The organism is Pseudomonas sp. NFX183 (genome assembly GCF_047943075.1).
Classification (GTDB): domain Bacteria; phylum Pseudomonadota; class Gammaproteobacteria; order Pseudomonadales; family Pseudomonadaceae; genus Aquipseudomonas.
On the sequence record NZ_CP181333.1, the window covers coordinates 894,256 to 913,432 of the forward strand.

The 19,177-nt window shown below is 60.9% G+C and carries 17 protein-coding genes; 7 read left to right on the forward strand and 10 right to left on the reverse strand.

Features of this window, described 5'->3' with window-relative positions; genetic code table 11:
* Positions 1 to 116 precede the first annotated feature (116 nt).
* The 6 genes from ACM530_RS04295 to cmoB all read left to right on the forward strand — a co-directional run bounded on the left by ACM530_RS04295 (position 117) and on the right by cmoB (position 6,731).
* Complete coding sequence (locus ACM530_RS04295; RefSeq protein WP_145161414.1) at positions 117 to 1,106, forward strand: GntR family transcriptional regulator; 990 nt, start codon at positions 117 to 119, stop codon at positions 1,104 to 1,106.
* 216 nt (positions 1,107 to 1,322) lie between these two features.
* On the forward strand, positions 1,323 to 3,746 hold the full coding sequence (gene lon / locus ACM530_RS04300) for an endopeptidase La (protein ID WP_145161411.1): 2,424 nt from the start codon (positions 1,323 to 1,325) through the stop codon (positions 3,744 to 3,746).
* Between the two features lie 204 nt (positions 3,747 to 3,950).
* Positions 3,951 to 4,340, forward strand: a complete 390-nt coding sequence (locus ACM530_RS04305) for a protease inhibitor I42 family protein (protein ID WP_106579457.1) — start codon at positions 3,951 to 3,953, stop codon at positions 4,338 to 4,340.
* 1 nt (position 4,341) lies between these two features.
* On the forward strand, positions 4,342 to 4,998 hold the full coding sequence (locus tag ACM530_RS04310; protein ID WP_416364325.1) for a lysoplasmalogenase: 657 nt from the start codon (positions 4,342 to 4,344) through the stop codon (positions 4,996 to 4,998).
* A gap of 36 nt (positions 4,999 to 5,034) precedes the next feature.
* Positions 5,035 to 5,778 carry a carboxy-S-adenosyl-L-methionine synthase CmoA gene (gene cmoA, locus ACM530_RS04315; RefSeq protein ID WP_242194499.1) on the forward strand — a complete coding sequence of 248 codons (744 nt, stop codon included), beginning with the start codon at positions 5,035 to 5,037 and terminating at the stop codon, positions 5,776 to 5,778.
* Positions 5,775 to 6,731, forward strand: a complete 957-nt coding sequence (cmoB, locus tag ACM530_RS04320) for a tRNA 5-methoxyuridine(34)/uridine 5-oxyacetic acid(34) synthase CmoB (protein ID WP_416364326.1) — start codon at positions 5,775 to 5,777, stop codon at positions 6,729 to 6,731. The genes cmoA and cmoB overlap by 4 nt, the downstream gene beginning before the upstream one ends.
* A 139-nt stretch (positions 6,732 to 6,870) precedes the next feature.
* On the opposite strand, the gene tadA is transcribed toward cmoB, so the two are convergent.
* The 10 genes from tadA to lptF form a co-directional block, all read right to left on the reverse strand.
* Positions 6,871 to 7,368, reverse strand: coding sequence for a tRNA adenosine(34) deaminase TadA (tadA, locus tag ACM530_RS04325; protein WP_416364327.1), 498 nt, complete (start codon positions 7,366 to 7,368; stop codon positions 6,871 to 6,873).
* Complete coding sequence (locus ACM530_RS04330) at positions 7,368 to 8,744, reverse strand: multicopper oxidase family protein (RefSeq protein WP_145161395.1); 1,377 nt, start codon at positions 8,742 to 8,744, stop codon at positions 7,368 to 7,370. Before ACM530_RS04330 ends, tadA begins: the two co-directional genes overlap by 1 nt.
* Before the next feature lie 271 nt (positions 8,745 to 9,015).
* A complete protein-coding gene (gene pdxJ, locus ACM530_RS04335) occupies positions 9,016 to 9,762 on the reverse strand; it encodes a pyridoxine 5'-phosphate synthase (protein WP_242194509.1) in 747 nt (248 codons plus the stop codon).
* Between the two features lie 51 nt (positions 9,763 to 9,813).
* Positions 9,814 to 10,497 carry a DNA repair protein RecO gene (gene recO / locus ACM530_RS04340; protein WP_416364328.1) on the reverse strand — a complete coding sequence of 228 codons (684 nt, stop codon included), beginning with the start codon at positions 10,495 to 10,497 and terminating at the stop codon, positions 9,814 to 9,816.
* 163 nt (positions 10,498 to 10,660) lie between these two features.
* On the reverse strand, positions 10,661 to 11,563 hold the full coding sequence (gene era / locus ACM530_RS04345; protein WP_003234112.1) for a GTPase Era: 903 nt from the start codon (positions 11,561 to 11,563) through the stop codon (positions 10,661 to 10,663).
* Positions 11,556 to 12,245 carry a ribonuclease III gene (gene rnc / locus ACM530_RS04350; RefSeq protein ID WP_094951369.1) on the reverse strand — a complete coding sequence of 230 codons (690 nt, stop codon included), beginning with the start codon at positions 12,243 to 12,245 and terminating at the stop codon, positions 11,556 to 11,558. The genes era and rnc overlap by 8 nt, the downstream gene beginning before the upstream one ends.
* 152 nt (positions 12,246 to 12,397) lie before the next feature.
* Positions 12,398 to 13,252, reverse strand: a complete 855-nt coding sequence (gene lepB, locus ACM530_RS04355) for a signal peptidase I (RefSeq protein ID WP_106579465.1) — start codon at positions 13,250 to 13,252, stop codon at positions 12,398 to 12,400.
* Between the two features lie 5 nt (positions 13,253 to 13,257).
* A complete protein-coding gene (gene lepA, locus ACM530_RS04360) occupies positions 13,258 to 15,057 on the reverse strand; it encodes a translation elongation factor 4 (protein WP_003210439.1) in 1,800 nt (599 codons plus the stop codon).
* A gap of 151 nt (positions 15,058 to 15,208) precedes the next feature.
* Positions 15,209 to 16,288, reverse strand: coding sequence for an LPS export ABC transporter permease LptG (gene lptG, locus ACM530_RS04365; protein ID WP_106579467.1), 1,080 nt, complete (start codon positions 16,286 to 16,288; stop codon positions 15,209 to 15,211).
* A complete protein-coding gene (gene lptF, locus ACM530_RS04370; protein ID WP_145161384.1) occupies positions 16,281 to 17,399 on the reverse strand; it encodes an LPS export ABC transporter permease LptF in 1,119 nt (372 codons plus the stop codon). Before lptF ends, lptG begins: the two co-directional genes overlap by 8 nt.
* Positions 17,400 to 17,681: 282 nt before the next feature.
* Here lptF and ACM530_RS04375 point away from each other — a divergent pair, with 282 nt between their 5' ends.
* Positions 17,682 to 19,172, forward strand: coding sequence for a leucyl aminopeptidase (locus ACM530_RS04375; protein WP_416364329.1), 1,491 nt, complete (start codon positions 17,682 to 17,684; stop codon positions 19,170 to 19,172).
* Positions 19,173 to 19,177 lie beyond the last annotated feature (5 nt).

The following is a 19,177-nucleotide window of genomic DNA, read 5'->3' on the forward strand; positions in this document are numbered from 1 at the left end:
TGACGGCCAAGGCCCCAAAAAAGTGCCAGCAGCGTGGCGCAGAGTGACAGGGTAACTATGAGAGAATCCCCGACCACTTTCCTACAAGCCCTTCAACTCTTTACCTAGAGAAGCAGATGAAAGCAGTGTCCGCCTCGGCCTCCCGTTACGCGATGATTCACACGCTGTTGCGTGATGCGATCGTCAACGGCACCGCCCGCCATGGGCTGGTCTTGCTGGAAGCGCCGCTTGCCGAGTTGTTCGGCACCAGCCGCGTGCCGGTGCGCAAGGCGCTGGACCTGCTGCACGACGAAGGCCTGATCTGCCGCTTCAATGGCCGCGGGTACCTGATCAACCCCGAAGGCCTGGCCATGGAGCCGCTGCGCCTGCCCTTGAGCCCTGCGCACCTGGGCCTCAACGGCGATGACGAGTTGGTAGACACCCGCCCGCTCGGCGAACGGATCGTCGAGGAAATCGGCGCGGCGTTGTCCACCTGCATTGCCTTCGGCCATTACCGCCTGGATGAGCAAGCCGCCGCCGACCATTACGGCGTCAGCCGCGCCGTGGTGCGTGAAGCACTGATGCGCTTGCGCGACCGTGGCCTGGTGGAAAAAGAGCCCTACTCCCAATGGCTGGCCGGGCCGCTGACCGCGCGCGAGGTGACCGAAGACTACGAACTGCGGGCCTGCCTGGAACCCGAAGCCCTGCGCCAGAGCGCGCCGAACCTCGACCGCGACATGCTCGAAGCCATGTTGCAGCGCGTGCTGGCGGCTCAAGAAAGCCCACAGTGCAGCCTGCAAGCCATTGAGCAGATCGAAGAAGACTTGCACCAGCGCTGCCTCGCCGGCCTGCAAAACCGCAAGATCGCCGCGCTGATTCGCCAGGGCCAGAGCCCGATGATCATCAGCCGAATTTTCTACCGTTTACTGGGGATCGGCGCCGATCCCGCCATGCTCGCCGAACACCGCTTGATTCTGGAGCTGTTGCTGCACGGTGCATATGACGCGGCGGCGCTGAATTTGCGTGAGCATTTGCAGCGGGCACGCCAGCGGATGCTGCAACGCTTGAAGGTGTTGTCGGTGCTGCCGGAACAGCCATTGCCGGCTTATCTTCACAAAATCAGCTGACGGCGCTCGGTACACAATGCTGGCTTGCCTGCGATAGCGTTGTGTCAGTTGATACATCAGGCAGCTGGGCCACCGCTATCGCAGGCAAGCCAGCTCCCACAGGGGGAAAGCGGTGTTTCGAAAATATTATGCAATTTGTTGCTAACTGCGCCCCGCCATTGAAACCACCGCTGCCCCGCCCCATCTAAGCTGCATACTTCCTTATGCAGGTGCCCCATGAGCGACCAGCAAGAATTCCCGGACATCGACCTGAACGATTACGCCGACCCCGAAAACGCTGAACACCAAGCTTCGTCCAACACCGGCCTGGCCCTGCCTGGGCAAAACCTGCCGGACAAGGTCTACATCATCCCGATCCACAATCGGCCGTTCTTCCCGGCACAAGTGCTGCCGGTCATCGTCAACGAAGAACCGTGGGCCGAGACCCTGGAGCTGGTGAGCAAATCCGACCACCACTCCCTTGCGCTGTTTTTCATGGACACCCCGCCAGAAGATCCGCGCCATTTCGATACCTCCAGCCTGCCGCTGTACGGCACGCTGGTGAAGGTGCACCACGCCAGCCGCGAAAACGGCAAGCTGCAATTTGTCGCCCAGGGCCTGACCCGCGTGCGCATCAAAACCTGGCTCAAGCACCACCGCCCGCCGTACTTGGTGGAAGTCGAATACCCGCACCAGCCGACCGAGCCGACCGACGAGGTCAAGGCCTACGGCATGGCGCTGATCAATGCGATCAAGGAACTGCTGCCGCTCAACCCGCTGTACAGCGAAGAGTTGAAGAACTACCTCAACCGCTTCAGCCCCAACGACCCGTCGCCGCTCACCGACTTCGCCGCTGCGTTGACCTCGGCCACCGGCAACGAGCTGCAGGAAGTGCTGGACTGTGTGCCCATGCTCAAGCGCATGGAAAAAGTCCTGCCGATGCTGCGCAAGGAAGTTGAAGTTGCGCGCCTGCAAAAGGAAATCTCCGCCGAGGTGAACCGCAAGATCGGCGAGCACCAGCGCGAGTTCTTCCTCAAGGAACAGCTCAAGGTCATCCAGCAGGAGCTGGGCCTGACCAAGGACGACCGCAGCGCGGACGTCGAGCAGTTCGAACAACGCCTGGTGGGCAAAGTACTGCCGACCCAGGCGCAAAAACGCATCAGCGAAGAAATGAACAAACTGTCGATCCTGGAAACGGGTTCGCCGGAATACGCCGTTACGCGCAATTACCTGGACTGGGCCACCTCGGTGCCGTGGGGCGTGTACGGCGAAGACAAGCTCGACCTGAAACACGCCCGCAAGGTGCTGGACAAGCACCATGCGGGCCTGGATGACATCAAGAGCCGCATCCTCGAGTTTCTCGCGGTGGGCGCCTATAAAGGTGAAGTCGCCGGTTCCATCGTGCTGCTGGTCGGCCCGCCGGGCGTGGGCAAGACCAGCGTGGGTAAATCCATCGCCGAGTCCCTGGGCCGGCCGTTCTATCGCTTCAGTGTCGGCGGCATGCGCGACGAGGCCGAGATCAAAGGCCATCGCCGTACCTACATCGGCGCCCTGCCGGGCAAGCTGGTGCAGGCGCTCAAAGATGTGGAGGTGATGAACCCGGTGATCATGCTCGATGAGATCGACAAGATGGGCCAGAGCTTCCAGGGCGACCCGGCGTCGGCCTTGCTGGAAACCCTCGACCCGGAACAGAACGTCGAATTCCTCGATCACTACCTGGACCTGCGCCTGGACCTGTCCAAGGTGTTGTTCGTCTGCACGGCGAACACGCTTGATTCGATCCCAGGCCCATTGCTGGACCGGATGGAAGTGATTCGCCTGTCGGGCTATATCACCGAAGAAAAGGTTGCCATCGCCAAGCGCCACCTGTGGCCAAAACAGTTGGAAAAGGCCGGGGTGTCGAAAAACACCCTGACCATCAGCGACGGCGCCCTGCGCGCGCTGATCGACGGCTACGCACGCGAAGCCGGGGTGCGCCAGTTGGAAAAACAGCTGGGCAAACTGGTGCGCAAGGCCGTGGTCAAGCTGCTGGACGAGCCGGACTCGGTGATCAAGATCGGCAACAAGGATTTGGAAAGCTCCTTGGGCATGCCGGTGTTTCGCAATGAGCAAGTGCTGTCCGGTACCGGCGTGATCACAGGCCTGGCCTGGACCAGCATGGGCGGCGCGACCCTGCCAATCGAGGCGACGCGCATCCACACGCTCAATCGCGGCTTCAAGCTCACCGGGCAGTTGGGTGAGGTGATGAAAGAGTCCGCCGAGATTGCCTACAGCTACATCAGCTCGAACCTGAAGTCGTTTGGCGGCGATCCGAAGTTCTTCGACGAAGCCTTCGTGCACTTGCACGTGCCAGAAGGTGCTACGCCCAAAGATGGCCCAAGCGCCGGCGTGACCATGGCCAGTGCGTTGCTGTCGCTGGCGCGCAACCAGCCACCGAAAAAAGGCGTGGCGATGACCGGCGAGCTGACGCTGACCGGGCATGTACTGCCGATTGGCGGGGTGCGTGAGAAAGTGATTGCGGCGCGACGCCAGAAGATTCACGAGTTGATCCTGCCGGAGCCCAACCGTGGCAGCTTTGAAGAGCTGCCGGAGTACCTGAAAGAAGGCATGACGGTGCACTTTGCCAAGCGCTTTGCCGATGTGGCGAAGGTGTTGTTCTGACCATTGTGTAGTGCCTGAACTGGCCTCATCGGGGGCAAGCCCCCTCCCACCATTTGACTGCATTCCAAAGGATGTACTCGGTCAACTGTAGGAGGGGGGCTTGCCCCCGATCAGGCCAGACCTGCCAACACAAAAGCCCGCCTTGTCACACCTTGTCTCATCTTCGGTTATGCTCGCCCTTCGTCGTCAAACAACGGAGCCCCCATGACCGCTGCCCGCCTGCTTCTCCCCTTGAGCCTTGCCCTGCTGGCCGCCTGCGCCAGTGCCCCCAAGCAAAACGTCACCGTGGAAAACCAGAGCGCCTGCCCGCTCCAGCTTAAAACAGGGCAAAACCTGATCCTCACCTTGCCGAGCAACCCCACCACCGGCTATCGCTGGGCCATCCAGGATTCTGCCGGTGGCGTGCTGCGTGCACTCAGCCCTGAGGTTTACAGCAGCACCGAGTCCGGTGTGATCGGCGGTGGCGGCCAATCCACTTGGCGCTTCCAGGCCTTCGCGGCCGGCCAGGGCCGTTTGCGCCTGACCTCCCAGCAACCTTGGGAACCGGAAGCCGAGCCTGCCGAAACTTTCGACTGCGCCATCACGGTGAACTGATATGCCTTGGCTGATTCTTGCGTTGATGGGCGCCGGCACCTTTTTCTACGGTTTGAGCACCCACGCGGCGTTGTTGTGCCTGCTGGTCAAGCCGTTGCCGGTGCTGGCGTTGCTGGGTTGGCTGCATGACGCGCCGCCCACCGACTATCGACGCTGGATCAGCCTGGGGCTGATTTTTTCCCTGGTGGGCGACGTCTTGCTCGCGTGGCCAGGCGACCTGTTTATCTTCGGCCTGGGCGCCTTCCTGTTTGCGCATTTGGCGTATCTGAAAGCCTATTTCAGCGATTGCCGGCGCCTGGCGTTGTTGCCGCTGATATTGGCACTGGGCGTGGGCGCGATTCTGCTGAGCATTCTGATTGCCCATGGCCTGGGCGAGTTGCTGATTCCGGTGGTGGTGTATGCGCTGGTGATCAGCGCGATGCTCTGGCGTGCATTGGCGCGACTGGGCAGTGAGGTGCCCAAGCGCTCGGCCCTGCTGGCGGCGGCGGGCGCGGTGTCGTTTGTGTTTTCCGACACGCTGATTGGTATCAATCGGTTCGTGGTCGCCTTTGAGGCGGCGCCGTATTTATTGATCAGCACGTATTGGCTGGGTCAGTGGGGCATCACCGCCTCGGCTTTCCATCAGACTACCCGCGCACACGAGGGCCAATTTGGCTAAAATGCCGGCCTTTCCCCCCTCGTCGCCGGAACAACCGTGAGCAAAGAACCCGATCGCCTATTCGCCCAGCCCCTGCCCCAGGTGCCGGACTTCGCCTTTAACGAGGACGTGGTGCGGGTGTTCCCGGACATGATCAAGCGCTCGGTGCCCGGTTACCCGACCATCGTCGAGAACCTCGGCGTGCTGGCCGCGCAGTTTGCGCAACCCAACAGCGTGCTCTACGACCTGGGCTCGTCCCTCGGCGCGGTCACCCAGGCGCTGCGCCGCCATGTGCGCACCGACGGTTGCCGGGTAATCGCCGTGGATAACTCGGCGGCGATGGTCGAGCGCTGCCGCGAATACCTCAATGGCCAGGACTCGATGTTCCAGGAGTTGCTGCCGGTTGAGGTGATCGAGGGCGATATCCTCGCGCTGCAATTCCAACCGGCCTCGGTGGTGGCGCTGAATTTCACCTTGCAATTTATCGCCCCCGATCAACGCCTGGCGTTGCTCGCGCGCATCCGCCAGTCGCTGCTGCCGGGCGGCGCGTTGATCCTCTCGGAAAAGCTGCGGTTCAACGACCCCGAAGAACACGCTTTGCTCACCGACCTGCACATCGCGTTCAAACGCGCCAACGGCTACAGCGAACTGGAAATCGCCCAGAAGCGCAGCGCCATCGAAAACGTCATGAAGCCCGACAGCCTCGAAGAACACCGCGAACGCCTGTTGGCGGCCGGGTTCTCGAAAGTCGTGCCGTGGTTCCAGTGTCTTAACTTTGCCTCGTTGATTGCCTTGCCATGATTGATCTCTCTCCCCTCGCCCGCCACCTGGTCGGTACTCCGTTGGCCGTATGGGCCCAAGGCCTGCAGGCGCAACTCGATAGCAAGATGGAAAAGGGTCATGGCGACCTGGAGCGTTGGCAGAGTGCGCTGGATGCGCTGCCGCAGATCCAGCCCAGCGAAGTCGATTTGCTCAATGGCCTGACCCTTGATACCGATTGCGACGACGCCACCCGCGCACAGATGCGCACCGCGCTGATGGGCCTGAGCCCGTGGCGCAAAGGCCCGTTCAACCTGTTTGGCGTGCATGTGGACACCGAATGGCGTTCGGACTGGAAGTGGTCACGCGTTGCCCCGCACCTGAATTTGAACGGCAAGCGCATCCTCGATGTGGGTTGCGGCAACGGCTACTACATGTGGCGCATGCTCGGCGCGGGTGCCGACAGCGTGATTGGCGTGGACCCGAACTGGCTGTTTTTCTGCCAGTTCCAGGCGGTGCAGCGCTACCTGAACGAGCCGAAGGCCTGGCACTTGCCGTTCCCGTTTGAAGACCTGCCGCCGAACCTGGAAGGCTTCGACACGGTGTTTTCCATGGGCGTGTTCTATCACCGCCGTTCGCCGATCGAGCACTTGCTGGCACTGAAAGACTGCCTGGTCAAAGGCGGCGAGTTGGTGCTGGAAACGCTGGTGGTCGAAGGCGATCAGCAGCAAGTGCTAGTGCCGGAAGACCGCTATGCGCAGATGCGTAATGTGTGGTTCCTGCCCTCGGTGTCGGCCTTGATGCTGTGGCTACGGCGCGCCGGGTTCAGCGACGTGCGCTGCGTGGATGTGAGCGTGACCACGGTCGAGGAACAGCGCGGCACGGAGTGGATGAAGTACCAGTCGCTGAGCGACTTCCTGGACCCGGATGATCACAGCAAGACCCTTGAAGGGCTGCCGGCGCCGATGCGCGCGGTGATCATCGCCAAGAAATAACCTGCAATCTCCCTGAATAAATGGAGATCAAACTGTGGGAGCTGGCTTGCCTGCGATAGCGATCTGTCAGTCAATTGATCAGTGACTGATGTACCGCTATCGCAGGCAAGCCAGCTCCCACATTGGTTTTCAGTGTTCTTTAGAGTGTGGGCTTGGCTCTTCTGGCCTTAAAGAACTCACTCAACACTGTCCCGCATTCCTCAGCCAACACCCCGCCTTCAAACAGCACCCGATGGTTGAGAAACCCTTGGGTAAAAAACTGCCCCTGGCTGTGCACGATCCCCGCCTTGGGCTCCAGCGCGCCGTACACCACCCGCGCGATGCGCGAATGCACAATCAGGCCCGCGCACATGCTGCAGGGCTCCAGCGTTACATACAGCGTGCTGCCGAGCAGACGGTAGTTGCTGATCGCCTGCGCGGCGGCGCGGATGGCGACCATTTCGGCATGGGCGCTGGGGTCGTTGCCGCTGATCGGGCAATTGAAACCCCGACCGATGATTTCGCCGTCCTGCACCAGCACCGCGCCAACGGGCACTTCGCCAAGGGCGGCGCCTTGGGCGGCGAGGGCCAAGGCTTCGCGCATGAAGTCCTGGTCGCGGCTGCGGTCGATAATCGCCGTGGGGCGAATCTGGCGCATCACGCCACCTCGATGGCGGCCATCAGGCCGGTTTCCATGTGATCTATCACGTGGCAATGGAACATCCACACCCCCGGGTTATCCGCCACCAACGCCACGCGCGCGCGCTCGTTCTTGCCCAGCAAGTAAGTGTCGGTGAAGTACGGGATCACCTTGTGGCGGTTCGAGGCGATCACCTTGAAACTCATGCCATGCAGGTGGATAGGGTGCTGGTACTGGGTCATGTTCTTCAATTCGAAAATGTAGCTTTTGCCTTTCTCAAGCTTGGCAATCGGGCGATCGGCACAGGTCTTGTCGGTGATGTCCCAGGCCTTGCCGTTGATTTGCCACAGGCTCGGCGGTTTGCCGTCATCGACCGACACCGTACCGACCCATTCGAAATTGAAGTTGAGTTTCTCGGCATTCGCCAGGTCCGGCTCGGCGATCGGGTTGGCGGGCAGCGCCGGAGGCCATTCGGTGGGCGCATCGGTATTGGCGACGGAGCGAAAGGTACCCAGGCGCACCGGGCCGTTGCGGATGGAGAGTTCTTCACCGGCAGGCGGCGCCTTGATCGCCAGACAAATACGCATGCCCGGGCCCAGCCAGTATTCCTTGCCCAAGGGGCGCGGCTCCACGGGGTTGCCGTCCAGCGCGTAGATTTGCGCGTCGACGTCGGGGATGTTGATGCGATAGGTCAGCGTGTTGTCGAGGTTCAGCAAGCGCACGCGGGTGATTTGCCCGGCGGGCAAATCGATGACCGCCTGGGACACGCCATTGATCGTCGACAATCGCCCGGCCGTGCCACCACGCGCGGCTTCACGGGGTACGCTGAAGGCCACGAAGGCGCCCTCTTCGTCCACGTGCCAGCTTTTCAGGCTCAGGGTGCGCTCGTGTTTGAAACCGGTGGGCTCGCGCTCTTCGATGATCAGCGGGCCCACCAGGCCACGGCCGAGTTCTTCGCTGCTGTTCACGTGCGGGTGATACCAGTAGCTGCCGGCGTCCGGCACGCGGAATTTGTAATCGAAGTATTCGCCGGGCAATACCGGCAACTGCGAGACGTAAGGGACGCCGTCCATTTCCAGCGGCAGGCGGATGCCGTGCCAATGAATGGTGGTGGCGACCGGCAAGTGGTTGATAAAGCGCACCCGCAGCCACTCACCCTGGCGCACACGCAACTCGGTGCCCGGCGCCGAGGGGCCAAATGCCCAGGCTTCGGTTTTGTGGCCCGGCACCAGTTCCACGTCCAGCGGTGCGGCGATCAGTTGGTAATCGTGCCCGGCTTCGGCCTCGGCAACTTTCCCCAGCCAGTAGCGATAGCCGCCACCGGCACCGACGCCCACTACGGCCAGGCCTGCGAGACCACCCAGGATTTGTCGACGGGAAAAGGATCGGGACACAACAACCTCACGTATCTGCCACAGGCCAGAGGCCCGCAAAGGGCGGATACGATACACCTGACCCGGCTAAACAGTAAGGCTTCGCATTGCCGCATGGCTGAATTCAATGGGCTTGGCTGGGTAACTACAACTCTGGATACACCGAAAATCACTGTGGGAGGGGGCGTGCCCCCGATTGCAGTGGGTCAGCTACAGATAGGCTGACTGACACACCGCTATCGGGGGCAAACCCCCTCCCACATTTTGATCTTCAGTGATTTTTAGACTGTGCTCACTTGGAGCTGGCAGCCGCCAGGATCAGGGCTTTCATCTCGGCCACTGCGCCTTTGAAACCGACGAACAGCGCGTGCGCCACCAGCGCGTGGCCGATGTTGAGTTCGTTGATGCCCTTGATCGCAGCCACGGCTTCGACGTTGTGGTAGTGCAAACCATGGCCGGCGTTGACGATCAGGCCTTCACTGAGGCCGCACTGTACGCCGTCGATAATGCGCTGCAGTTCGTCAGCGACTTCGGTGGGCGTGGTGGCATCGGCATAGCGGCCAGTGTGCAGTTCGATGGCCGGCGCGCCGACACGGCGCGAGGCTTCGATCTGACGCTCGTCGGCGTCGATGAACAGGGAGACTTCGCTGCCGATCTTCGACAGACGCTCGACCGCAGCCTTGATCCGCGCTTCCTGGCCGGCAACGTCGAGGCCGCCTTCTGTGGTGAGCTCCTGGCGCGTTTCAGGCACCAGGCAGATGTGCGCCGGGCGAATGCGTTCGGCGAACGCCATCATTTCTTCGGTGACGCCCATTTCGAAGTTCATGCGGGTTTGCAGCACGTCCTTGAGCAGCAACACGTCGCGCTCCTGGATGTGGCGGCGGTCTTCGCGCAGGTGCACGGTGATGCCGTCGGCGCCCGCTTCTTCGGCGTCCAGCGCGGCCTTGACCGGATCAGGGTAACGGGTGCCCCGGGCCTGGCGCAGGGTAGCGACGTGGTCGATGTTGACGCCAAGAAGAATGCGATTGCTGGTGCTCACGGAAGCGCTCCTGAAAAGGGAAAGAAACGCCGCACAGCATACACGGGGTTGTCAGGGCTTTCGAAACAACTCGCGACTGACCAGCGGCCGCCCGCCCAAGTGCACGGCGAGCGCCTGGCGCATCAAGCGCTTGGCCGCAGACAAGGCGCCTGGGGCAGTCCAGTCGGCTTCGCTCATGGCCAGCAACTCGGTGCCCTGGAACAGGCCGGGTTGCAGCAGGTAAACGCGTTCCAGGCCGGCGTCGACTTGCAGGCGGTACATGCCGTCTGCGGCGATAGGGTCGCCGTGCAGGTCGTTGCTCAGTTCAAAGCCGTAGCCCAGGTCGTCGAGCAGTCGCCATTCAAAGGCGCGCAGCAGCGGTTCCAGCGGGCGGCCTTCAGCCAGTGCAATGAGCGTCGCGGCGTAGTGATCGAAGACCGCAGGGTGCGGGTCTTCGGCGGGCAGCAGGCGGATCAGCAGCTCGTTGAGGTACAGGCCGCTGAACAGGGCTTCACCGTTGAGCCAGGCGGAGTTGCCGACGCTTTCCAGGCGGCCGACGTTTTTCAGCTCGCCCTTGCCACGAAACTCCACGTCCAGGGCCACGAACGGCCGGGCCAACGTGCCGGCCTTGCCTCGGGCGCTGCGCAAGACCGCACGCAGGCGGCCTTGGGGCGTGAGGAAGTCCACCAGGGCGCTGGTCTCGCGGTAAGCGCGGCTGTGCAGGACGTAGGCGAGTTGGCTGGCGGGTTGGGACATGGATGCTCACTGCTGGAATGCATTTTTGAAAACTGCACAAACCTAACGTGGGAGGGGGCTGGCCCCCGATGGCAGTGTGTCAGTCACTTATCTGTTAACTGACCCACCGCTATCGGGGGCGAGCCCCCTTCCACATTTTCAGCCCTGTGGTGTATTCAAGACCCTACAGGTCGCCGTAGCCCAGGGAGCGCAGTGCGCGCTCGTCATCGGACCAACCACCCTTAACCTTCACCCACAGGTTGAGCATGATCTTGGAATCAAACAGCAATTCCATGTCCTTGCGCGCTTCGGTGCCGATGCGCTTGATGCGCTCGCCCTTGTCGCCAATGATGATTTTCTTCTGGCCGTCACGCTCGACGAGAATCAGCGCATGAATATGCAGGGTTTTGCCCTGCTGCTTGAACTCTTCGATTTCGACGGTGATCTGGTAAGGCAGCTCGGCGCCCATCTGGCGCATGATTTTCTCGCGCACCAGTTCAGCGGCGAGGAAGCGGCTGCTGCGGTCGGTGATCTGATCTTCCGGGAAGAAGTGCTCGTTCTCGGGCAAGTAACCCGCGATCACGCGCTCCAGGGCCTCAAGGTTGTGACCGTGCTGGGCCGAGATCGGCATGATCTGGGCGTTCGGCAGTTGCTCCTGCAGCCAGGTCAGGTGCGGCATCAGCTCGGCTTTGTCTTCGATGCGATCGGTCTTGTTCAGCGCGACGATCAACGGGCCGGTGACGTACTGCACGCGCTCGAGAACCATCTGGTCTTCGTCGGTCCACTTGGTGCGGTCAACCACGAAGATCACCACGTCGACGTCTTTCAACGCCGCCGAAGCGGTTTTGTTCATGTAGCGGTTAAGTGCCTTCTCGCCACCTTTGTGCATGCCCGGGGTGTCGACGTAAACGGCTTGGACGCTGCCTTCGGTCTTGATGCCCAGCATGTTGTGGCGGGTGGTCTGCGGCTTGCGCGAGGTGATCGCGAGCTTCTGGCCCAGGATGTGGTTGAGCAGCGTGGACTTGCCCACGTTCGGGCGGCCGACGATGGCAACATAGCCACAGCGTGTTGCGGTTGAATCAGTCATGGCCATTCTCCACGCCCAGGGCAATCAGTGCTGCAGCGGCCGCTACCTGTTCGGCAATACGACGGCTCACACCCTGACCTCGGCTTTTTTCATTCAATAAGGTGATTTCACATTCCACGAAGAACACGCGGCAATGCGGCTCACCCTGGATATCCACCACTTCGTAGCGTGGCAGTTCACAACCGCGCGACTGCAGGAATTCCTGCAGGCGGGTCTTGGGATCTTTGTTGGTGTCGACCAGCGTCAGGCTCTCGATCTCCGAAGCCAGCCAGGCCACCACGCGCTCCTTGGCCGTCTCCATGCCTGCATCCAGGTAGATCGCACCGATCAACGCTTCGAGGGCATCAGCCAGGATCGACTCGCGACGAAAGCCACCGCTTTTCAGTTCACCGGACCCCAGGCGCAAGTATTCGCCCAGGCCGAAACCGCGGGCCAGCACGGCCAGGGTCTCGCCTTTCACCAGCCGTGCACGCAGGCGTGACAGCTGGCCTTCGCGCGCTTGCGGGAAACGCTCGAACAGCGCCTCACCGGCGGCAAAGTTGAGGATGGCGTCACCGAGAAATTCCAGGCGCTCGTTATTACGCCCTGCAAAACTGCGGTGTGTGAGGGCAAGGACCATCAATTCCTGGTCCTTGAAGGTGTAGCCGAGCTGACGCTCGAGACGACTTAGAGAAACGGTCACGGTTTATCCATATCTAGTTGGTGGCACCGGCGGCCATCGACGATTGACGCAGTGTTCAAATTCAAATCCTGGTTGGTGCCGCATGAGGCCGGACGACGCATTGTCCGAACCCCAGAAAAGCATTCGGCGCTGTGTTCACAGCGCCGCCTGTATTACTTGATCAGCCCGACCCGCGAGAAGTTCGGCAGGTGGCTGAGTTTGGGTTCCGGCCAACTCATCCAGACCGCAAAGGCCTTGCCGACAATGTTCTCGTCGGGAACCATGCCCAGCAGGTCCTTGGGAATATTGGGGTCATCCCAGTAACGGCTGTCGTTGGAGTTGTCGCGGTTGTCGCCCATCATGAAGTAGTGCCCGGCAGGCACTTTCCACTCGCCATCAGGCATCGCACGGTAGCGGCTCATTTCCTTACGGATTTCGTGCTCTACCGCGCCGAGTTTTTCCTGATACAGCTCGGCGCTGCCCAAGGTGTTCGGTTCGGCGCCGATCAGTTTCTCGGCCACCGACTCACCATTGATGAACAGACGCTTGTCGCTGGTGTAGCGAATCACATCGCCCGGCAGCCCGACTACGCGCTTGATGTAGTTGACGTTCGGGTCGCTTGGGTAGCGAAACACCATCACATCGCCGCGCTGCGGGTCACCGACCGGGATGACTTTCTTGTCGAGCACCGGCAGGCGGATCCCGTAGGAAAACTTGTTCACCAGGATGAAGTCGCCCACGTCCAGGGTCGGTTTCATCGACCCCGAAGGGATCTGAAACGGCTCCACCAGGAACGAACGCAGCACCAGCACGATGAACAACACCGGGAAGAACGACTTGCCGTATTCAACCAGCAGAGGCTCTTTGTTCAGCTTCTCGACCACCACCGCATCGGGCTGGCTGACGCTGCCCTGATAGGAAGCGATAGCCGCCCGCCGACGCGGGGCGAAGAACACCAGATCGAGCAACGCCAGGAGACCGCAAACGGCAACGGCGATGACCAGCAACAGCGGGAAATTTAGTGACATAGGACCTAACTATCCAACCTGAGCACCGCAAGGAAGGCTTCTTGTGGAATTTCCACGTTGCCCACTTGCTTCATGCGTTTTTTACCGGCCTTTTGCTTCTCAAGCAGCTTGCGCTTACGGCTTACGTCACCGCCGTAGCATTTGGCCAGTACGTTCTTTCTGAGAGCCTTGACGGAGGTCCGTGCAATGATCTGCCCGCCAATGGCGGCCTGGATCGCGACGTCGAACATCTGACGCGGAATCAGTTCTTTCATCTTTTCGGTCAACTGCCGACCTTTGTAGTGCGCGTTGTCCTTGTGCACGATCAGCGCCAGTGCATCTACCTTGTCGCCGTTGATCAGCACATCCAGTTTCACCAGATTAGCCGATTGGTAACGATCGAAATGGTAATCCAGCGAAGCATAGCCGCGGCTGGTGGATTTGAGACGGTCGAAGAAGTCCAGGACCACTTCGTTCATCGGCAAATCGTAGGTCACTTGCACCTGGGTACCGAGGAACAACATGTCGTGTTGTACGCCACGTTTTTCGATACACAGGGTAATGACGTTGCCCAGGTGTTCCTGCGGCACAAGAATATTGGCCCGCACGATCGGCTCGCGCATGTCCTCGATGGAGGACAGATCCGGAAGCTTGGACGGGTTGTCGACGTAAATCGTTTCACCGGTTTTCAGCGCCAGCTCAAAAATAACCGTTGGCGCGGTGGTGATCAGGTCCAGGTCGTATTCGCGCTCAAGGCGCTCCTGGATGATCTCCATGTGCAGCATGCCCAGGAACCCGCAGCGGAAGCCGAAGCCCAGCGCGTCGGAGCTTTCCGGGGTGTACTGCAACGACGAGTCGTTGAGGGTCAGCTTCTGCAAGGCTTCGCGGAAGTCTTCGAAGTCGTCGGAGCTGACCGGGAACAGGCCGGCGTAAACCTGCGGCTGGATGCGTTTGAAACCCGGCAGCACGTCTACATCAGGGGTGGAGCTCAAGGTCAGGGTGTCACCGACCGGTGCACCGTGAATGTCTTTGATGCCGGCGATGATGAAGCCCACTTCACCGGCTTTCAGGTCGGTGGTGGCGGTGTGTTTCGGGTTGAACACGCCGACGCTGTCTACCAGGTGGATCTTGCCGGTGGACTTGACCAGGATCTTGTCGCCCTTCTTCACACGGCCGTGGCGTACACGTACCAGGGAAACAACGCCCAGGTAGTTGTCGAACCAGGAGTCGATGATCAACGCTTGCAGCGGATCTTCGTAGTTGCCGGTAGGTGCGGGGATGGTCTTGACCAGGCGCTCGAGCACTTCGTCGACGCCCAGGCCGGTCTTGGCGCTGCACTCGACGGCGTCGGTGGCGTCAATGCCGATGATCTTCTCGATCTCTTCTTTGACACGGTCCGGATCGGCCTGAGGCAGGTCGATCTTGTTCAACACCGGCATGACCTCAAGGCCTTGCTCGATGGCGGTGTAGCAGTTGGCCACGGACTGGGCTTCGACGCCCTGGCCCGCGTCCACGACCAGCAACGCACCTTCACAGGCCGCCAGGGAACGGCTGACTTCATAGGTGAAGTCAACGTGGCCCGGGGTGTCAATGAAGTTGAGCTGGTACTTGATACCGTCTTTGGCGGTGTAGTACAGGGTAACGCTGTGGGCCTTGATGGTGATCCCGCGCTCGCGCTCGAGGTCCATGGAGTCCAGTACCTGGGCCTCCATTTCACGCTCGGCAAGGCCGCCGCACATCTGGATGAATCGATCGGCCAGCGTCGACTTACCATGGTCAATGTGGGCGATGATGGAGAAATTGCGGATATGACTCAAATCACTCACGGATCAACACTCAAAAAGGCTGCAGGCAGATTGCCCGCTGAAAAATAGCCGGGAATTGTACCTGATGCTCAGGCCAGACGTCATCTTTGCTGACCAGAACAAAAATGCCCCGATCTCTCGAACGGGGCATTTTTTGTTCATAAGCGCAGTATCAACCCGCGCGGCGCAACAGCCAGAACCCGGCCAGGGCGCAAATCGCTGTCGGCACCAGCACCGCAAACAGCGGCGAGAAACCGAACACCAGGCTCGACGGACCGAGCAAGTCCTGGGCGATACGGAAGGTAAAGCCCACCAGTACGCCGGTGAACACCCGCTGACCGAGGGTCACGGAACGCAACGGGCCGAAGATGAACGAGATCGCCATCAATACCAGCGCGGCGGTGACCACCGGCTGCAGCACCTTGACCCAGAACGCCAGCCAGTAGCGGCCATTATTCAGGCCCTGATCCTTGAGGTAGTGGATATAGCTCCACAAACCGGTAATCGGCAGGCTCTCCGGGATCATCACCACCGTGTTGAGCAGTTCCGGCTTCAGGGCGATATCCCACTGTTCGCTCGGCACATTGATCACTTCGGTGCTGGCCTTGGTGCCCTGGCCAACATTGCGGAAGTACGTAGTGGTGACGTCACTGAGCGTCCATTTCTCGGCATCGTATTGCGCGCGCCTGGCGAAACTGGAGGTCAGCATGTGCCGTTCCTTGTCGAACGTATAACGCGTCACACCCACCAACAAACCGCCCGGCTGGACGGCGTTGATGTGGATGAACTCATCACCCTGACGGTGCCACAGGCCGTGCTTGGCGCTTTGTGCATCCCCCGAGCCCTGGGCCAGGGCGCGATTGGCCTGAGCAGTGGCCTCGGCCGGTGGCGCCACGTATTCGCCGATCAGCACGCTGCACGCCATCAGCAGGAGCATGGGCTTCATTACCGCCCAGACAATGCGCCCGATGGATACACCGGCGGCGCGCATGATGGTCAGTTCGCTGCTGCTGGCCAGGCTGCCCAGCCCGATCAGGCAACCGATCAGCGCGGCCATCGGCATCATGTCGTAGAGCCGGCGCGGTGCGGTCAGCGCCACGTAACTCAACACATCCATGACGGTGTAGGTGTCGGTGACGTTGCCCACTTCGTCAATAAAGGCGAACAACGAGGCCAGGCCAAGAATAATGCCCAATACCGCCAGAATGGCGATCAGTACGCTGCTACCAATGTAGCGATCGAGCTTAGCCACGAGCCAACTCCTTCAGGCCACGACGGCTCTTCATTTTCAAACGGATAGGTTCCCAGTAGAGCAGCCCCAGGCCGATCAACAGGAAGATCCCGTGCACGCCCCACAGGCCGAGGACCGGCGACAACTTGCCTTTCTCCATGGAACCACGGGCGGAAATCAGCAGGGTCAGGTAGGCCATGTACAACAGAATTGCCGGCAACAGCTTGAGGAAGCGACCCTGACGCGGGTTGACGCGCGACAGCGGCACGGCCATCAACGTCACGATAAATACCAGCAGCGGCAGCGACAGCCGCCATTGCAGCTCGGCGACGGAGCGCAGTTCCTTATTGTTGAACAGCGACGATGTCGGCAGCGCATCGCGGTCAGTGACCTCTTCGCTGATGTCCGGCTTGGCCAGCATTACGCCATAAGTGTCGTACTTGATCGCCCGATAATCGGCGAGGCCAGGGCTGCCGTCGTAACGGTAGCCATTTTCCAGGATCAGGTAACGGCTGCCATCCGGACGCACTTCCTGGCGACCACTGTTGGCCACCAGAATCGAGATGCCACGGTCTTTCTGGTTCTGCCCGAGATTTTTCTGCGAAATAAACACGCCGCCCAGGTTGGCACGGTCATCCGTCATGGTCTCGGTGTAAGTCACCCGCGTGCCATCGTTCAGCGCTTGAAAGCGCCCAGGCTCGAGGGTGTCGAACTCAGTCATCGCATCCTGCTTGTTCAGCAGCAGCTGGAACTGCATGGCGCCCTGAGGCGCCAGGCTCATGCTCAACCATGCCACCACCAGGGCAACGCCGGTGGCCGGCACCATGGTCATGGCCAGCAGACGCTGCTGGCTCATGCCGGTGGCCGACAGCACGGTCATTTCACTTTCGAGGTACAGCCGGCCATAGGCCAGCAAAATCCCGAGAAACAGGCCAAGTGGCAGGATCAGTTGCAAAAAGCCTGGCAGGCGAAAGCCCATGATCAGGAACAGCGAGCCCGGATCCAGAGCGCCCGAAGCGGCCTGAGCCAGGAATTTGACGAAACGACCACTCATGGTGATGACCAGCAATACCGCACTCACGGCACTCAGGGTCAACAGGACTTCGCGGGACAGATAACGGAAGACGATCAAACCAGACACTCCAGGGTTGTCAGGCTAAGGCGGCCAAACAAGCAAGCATACCGAGTCGACCCGTTTGCACGGGCCGGCTAAAAAGATGGCGCATTATCCTGTGATTGACCGCGCCTGTCACGGTGCTTGCTCATACGCGTGCACAAAGCATGCGGCAAGGGTTGTCAGGCTCCGCTGGCGAGGTTCAAACTGCGGCCTTTGTCGCTGGCGGTTTACAGAGCTGCCACGCTTTAAAGCCTGGGTACAGACTCAGGCTCACAGACCTTTATAAGGGACCCGAAAATGGAATTGGTTGTAAAAAGCGTTAGCCCCGAAACGTTGAAAACCGCCACCCTCGTGGTCGCTGTCGGCGAAGGCCGCAAGCTCGGCGTCGCCGCCAAGCAATTGGATGAACTCAGCGGTGGCGCCATCAGCGCCGTGCTCAAGCGCGGCGACCTGGCCGGCAAAGTCGGCCAAAGCCTGTTGCTGCAGAGCCTGCCCAACCTTAAAGCCGACCGCGTATTGCTGGTGGGCGTGGGCAAGGACGCCGAACTGGGCGACCGTCCCTTCCGCAAGATCATCAGCGGCATTCTCAACACCCTCAAGGGCCTGGGCGGCAGCGATGCAGCACTGGCCTTGGATGAAATCGTCGTAAAAGGCCGTGACAGCTACGGCAAGACCCGCCTGCTGGCCGAAAGCCTGGTGGATGGCACCTACGTCTTCGACCAGTTCAAGAGCCAGAAAGCCGAACCGCGCGCTCTGAAAAAAATCACCCTGCTGACCATCAAGGCCGCCCAGGCTGAAGTCGAGCGCGCCGTAACCCACGCCCAGGCCATCGCCGCCGGCATGTCGTTCACCCGCGACCTGGGCAACCTGCCGCCGAACATCTGCCACCCGACTTACCTGGGCGAACAGGCCAAGGCGCTGGGCAAAGAATTCAAGGGCCTGAAGGTTGAGGTGCTGGACGAGAAAAAAATCAAGGACCTGGGCATGGGCTCCTTCTATGCCGTGGGCCAGGGCAGCGACCAGCCGCCACGCCTGATCGTGATGCAATACAACGGCGGCAAGAAGTCCGAGAAGCCTTACGCGCTGGTCGGCAAAGGCATCACCTTCGACACCGGCGGCATCAGCCTCAAGCCGGGCGCAGGCATGGATGAGATGAAGTACGACATGGGCGGCGCCGCCAGCGTGTTCGGCACCCTGCGTGCCGTGCTGGAACTCAAGCTGCCGATCAACCTGGTGTGCATCCTGGCGTGTGCCGAGAACATGCCGAGCGGCGGCGCGACCCGTCCGGGCGATATCGTCACTACCCTGAGCGGCCAGACCGTCGAAATCCTCAACACCGACGCCGAAGGCCGTCTGGTGCTGTGCGATGCGCTGACCTACGCCGAACGCTTCAAGCCACAGGCCGTGATCGACATCGCCACCCTGACCGGTGCCTGTGTGGTTGCCCTGGGCGCCCACACGTCGGGCCTGCTGGGCAACAACGACGAGTTGATCGAGCAACTGCTCAGCGCCGGCAAGGCTGCCGACGACCGCGCCTGGCAACTGCCGCTGTTCGATGAATATCAAGAGCAGCTGGACAGCCCGTTCGCCGACATCGCCAATATCGGCGGCCCGAAAGCCGGCACCATCACCGCGGCCTGCTTCCTGTCGCGCTTTGCCAAGAACTTCAACTGGGCTCACTTGGACATCGCCGGCACGGCCTGGACCAGCGGCGGCAAGGACAAGGGCGCCACTGGCCGTCCGGTGCCACTGCTGACCCAGTACCTGCTGGATCGCGCCAAAGCCTGAAACTG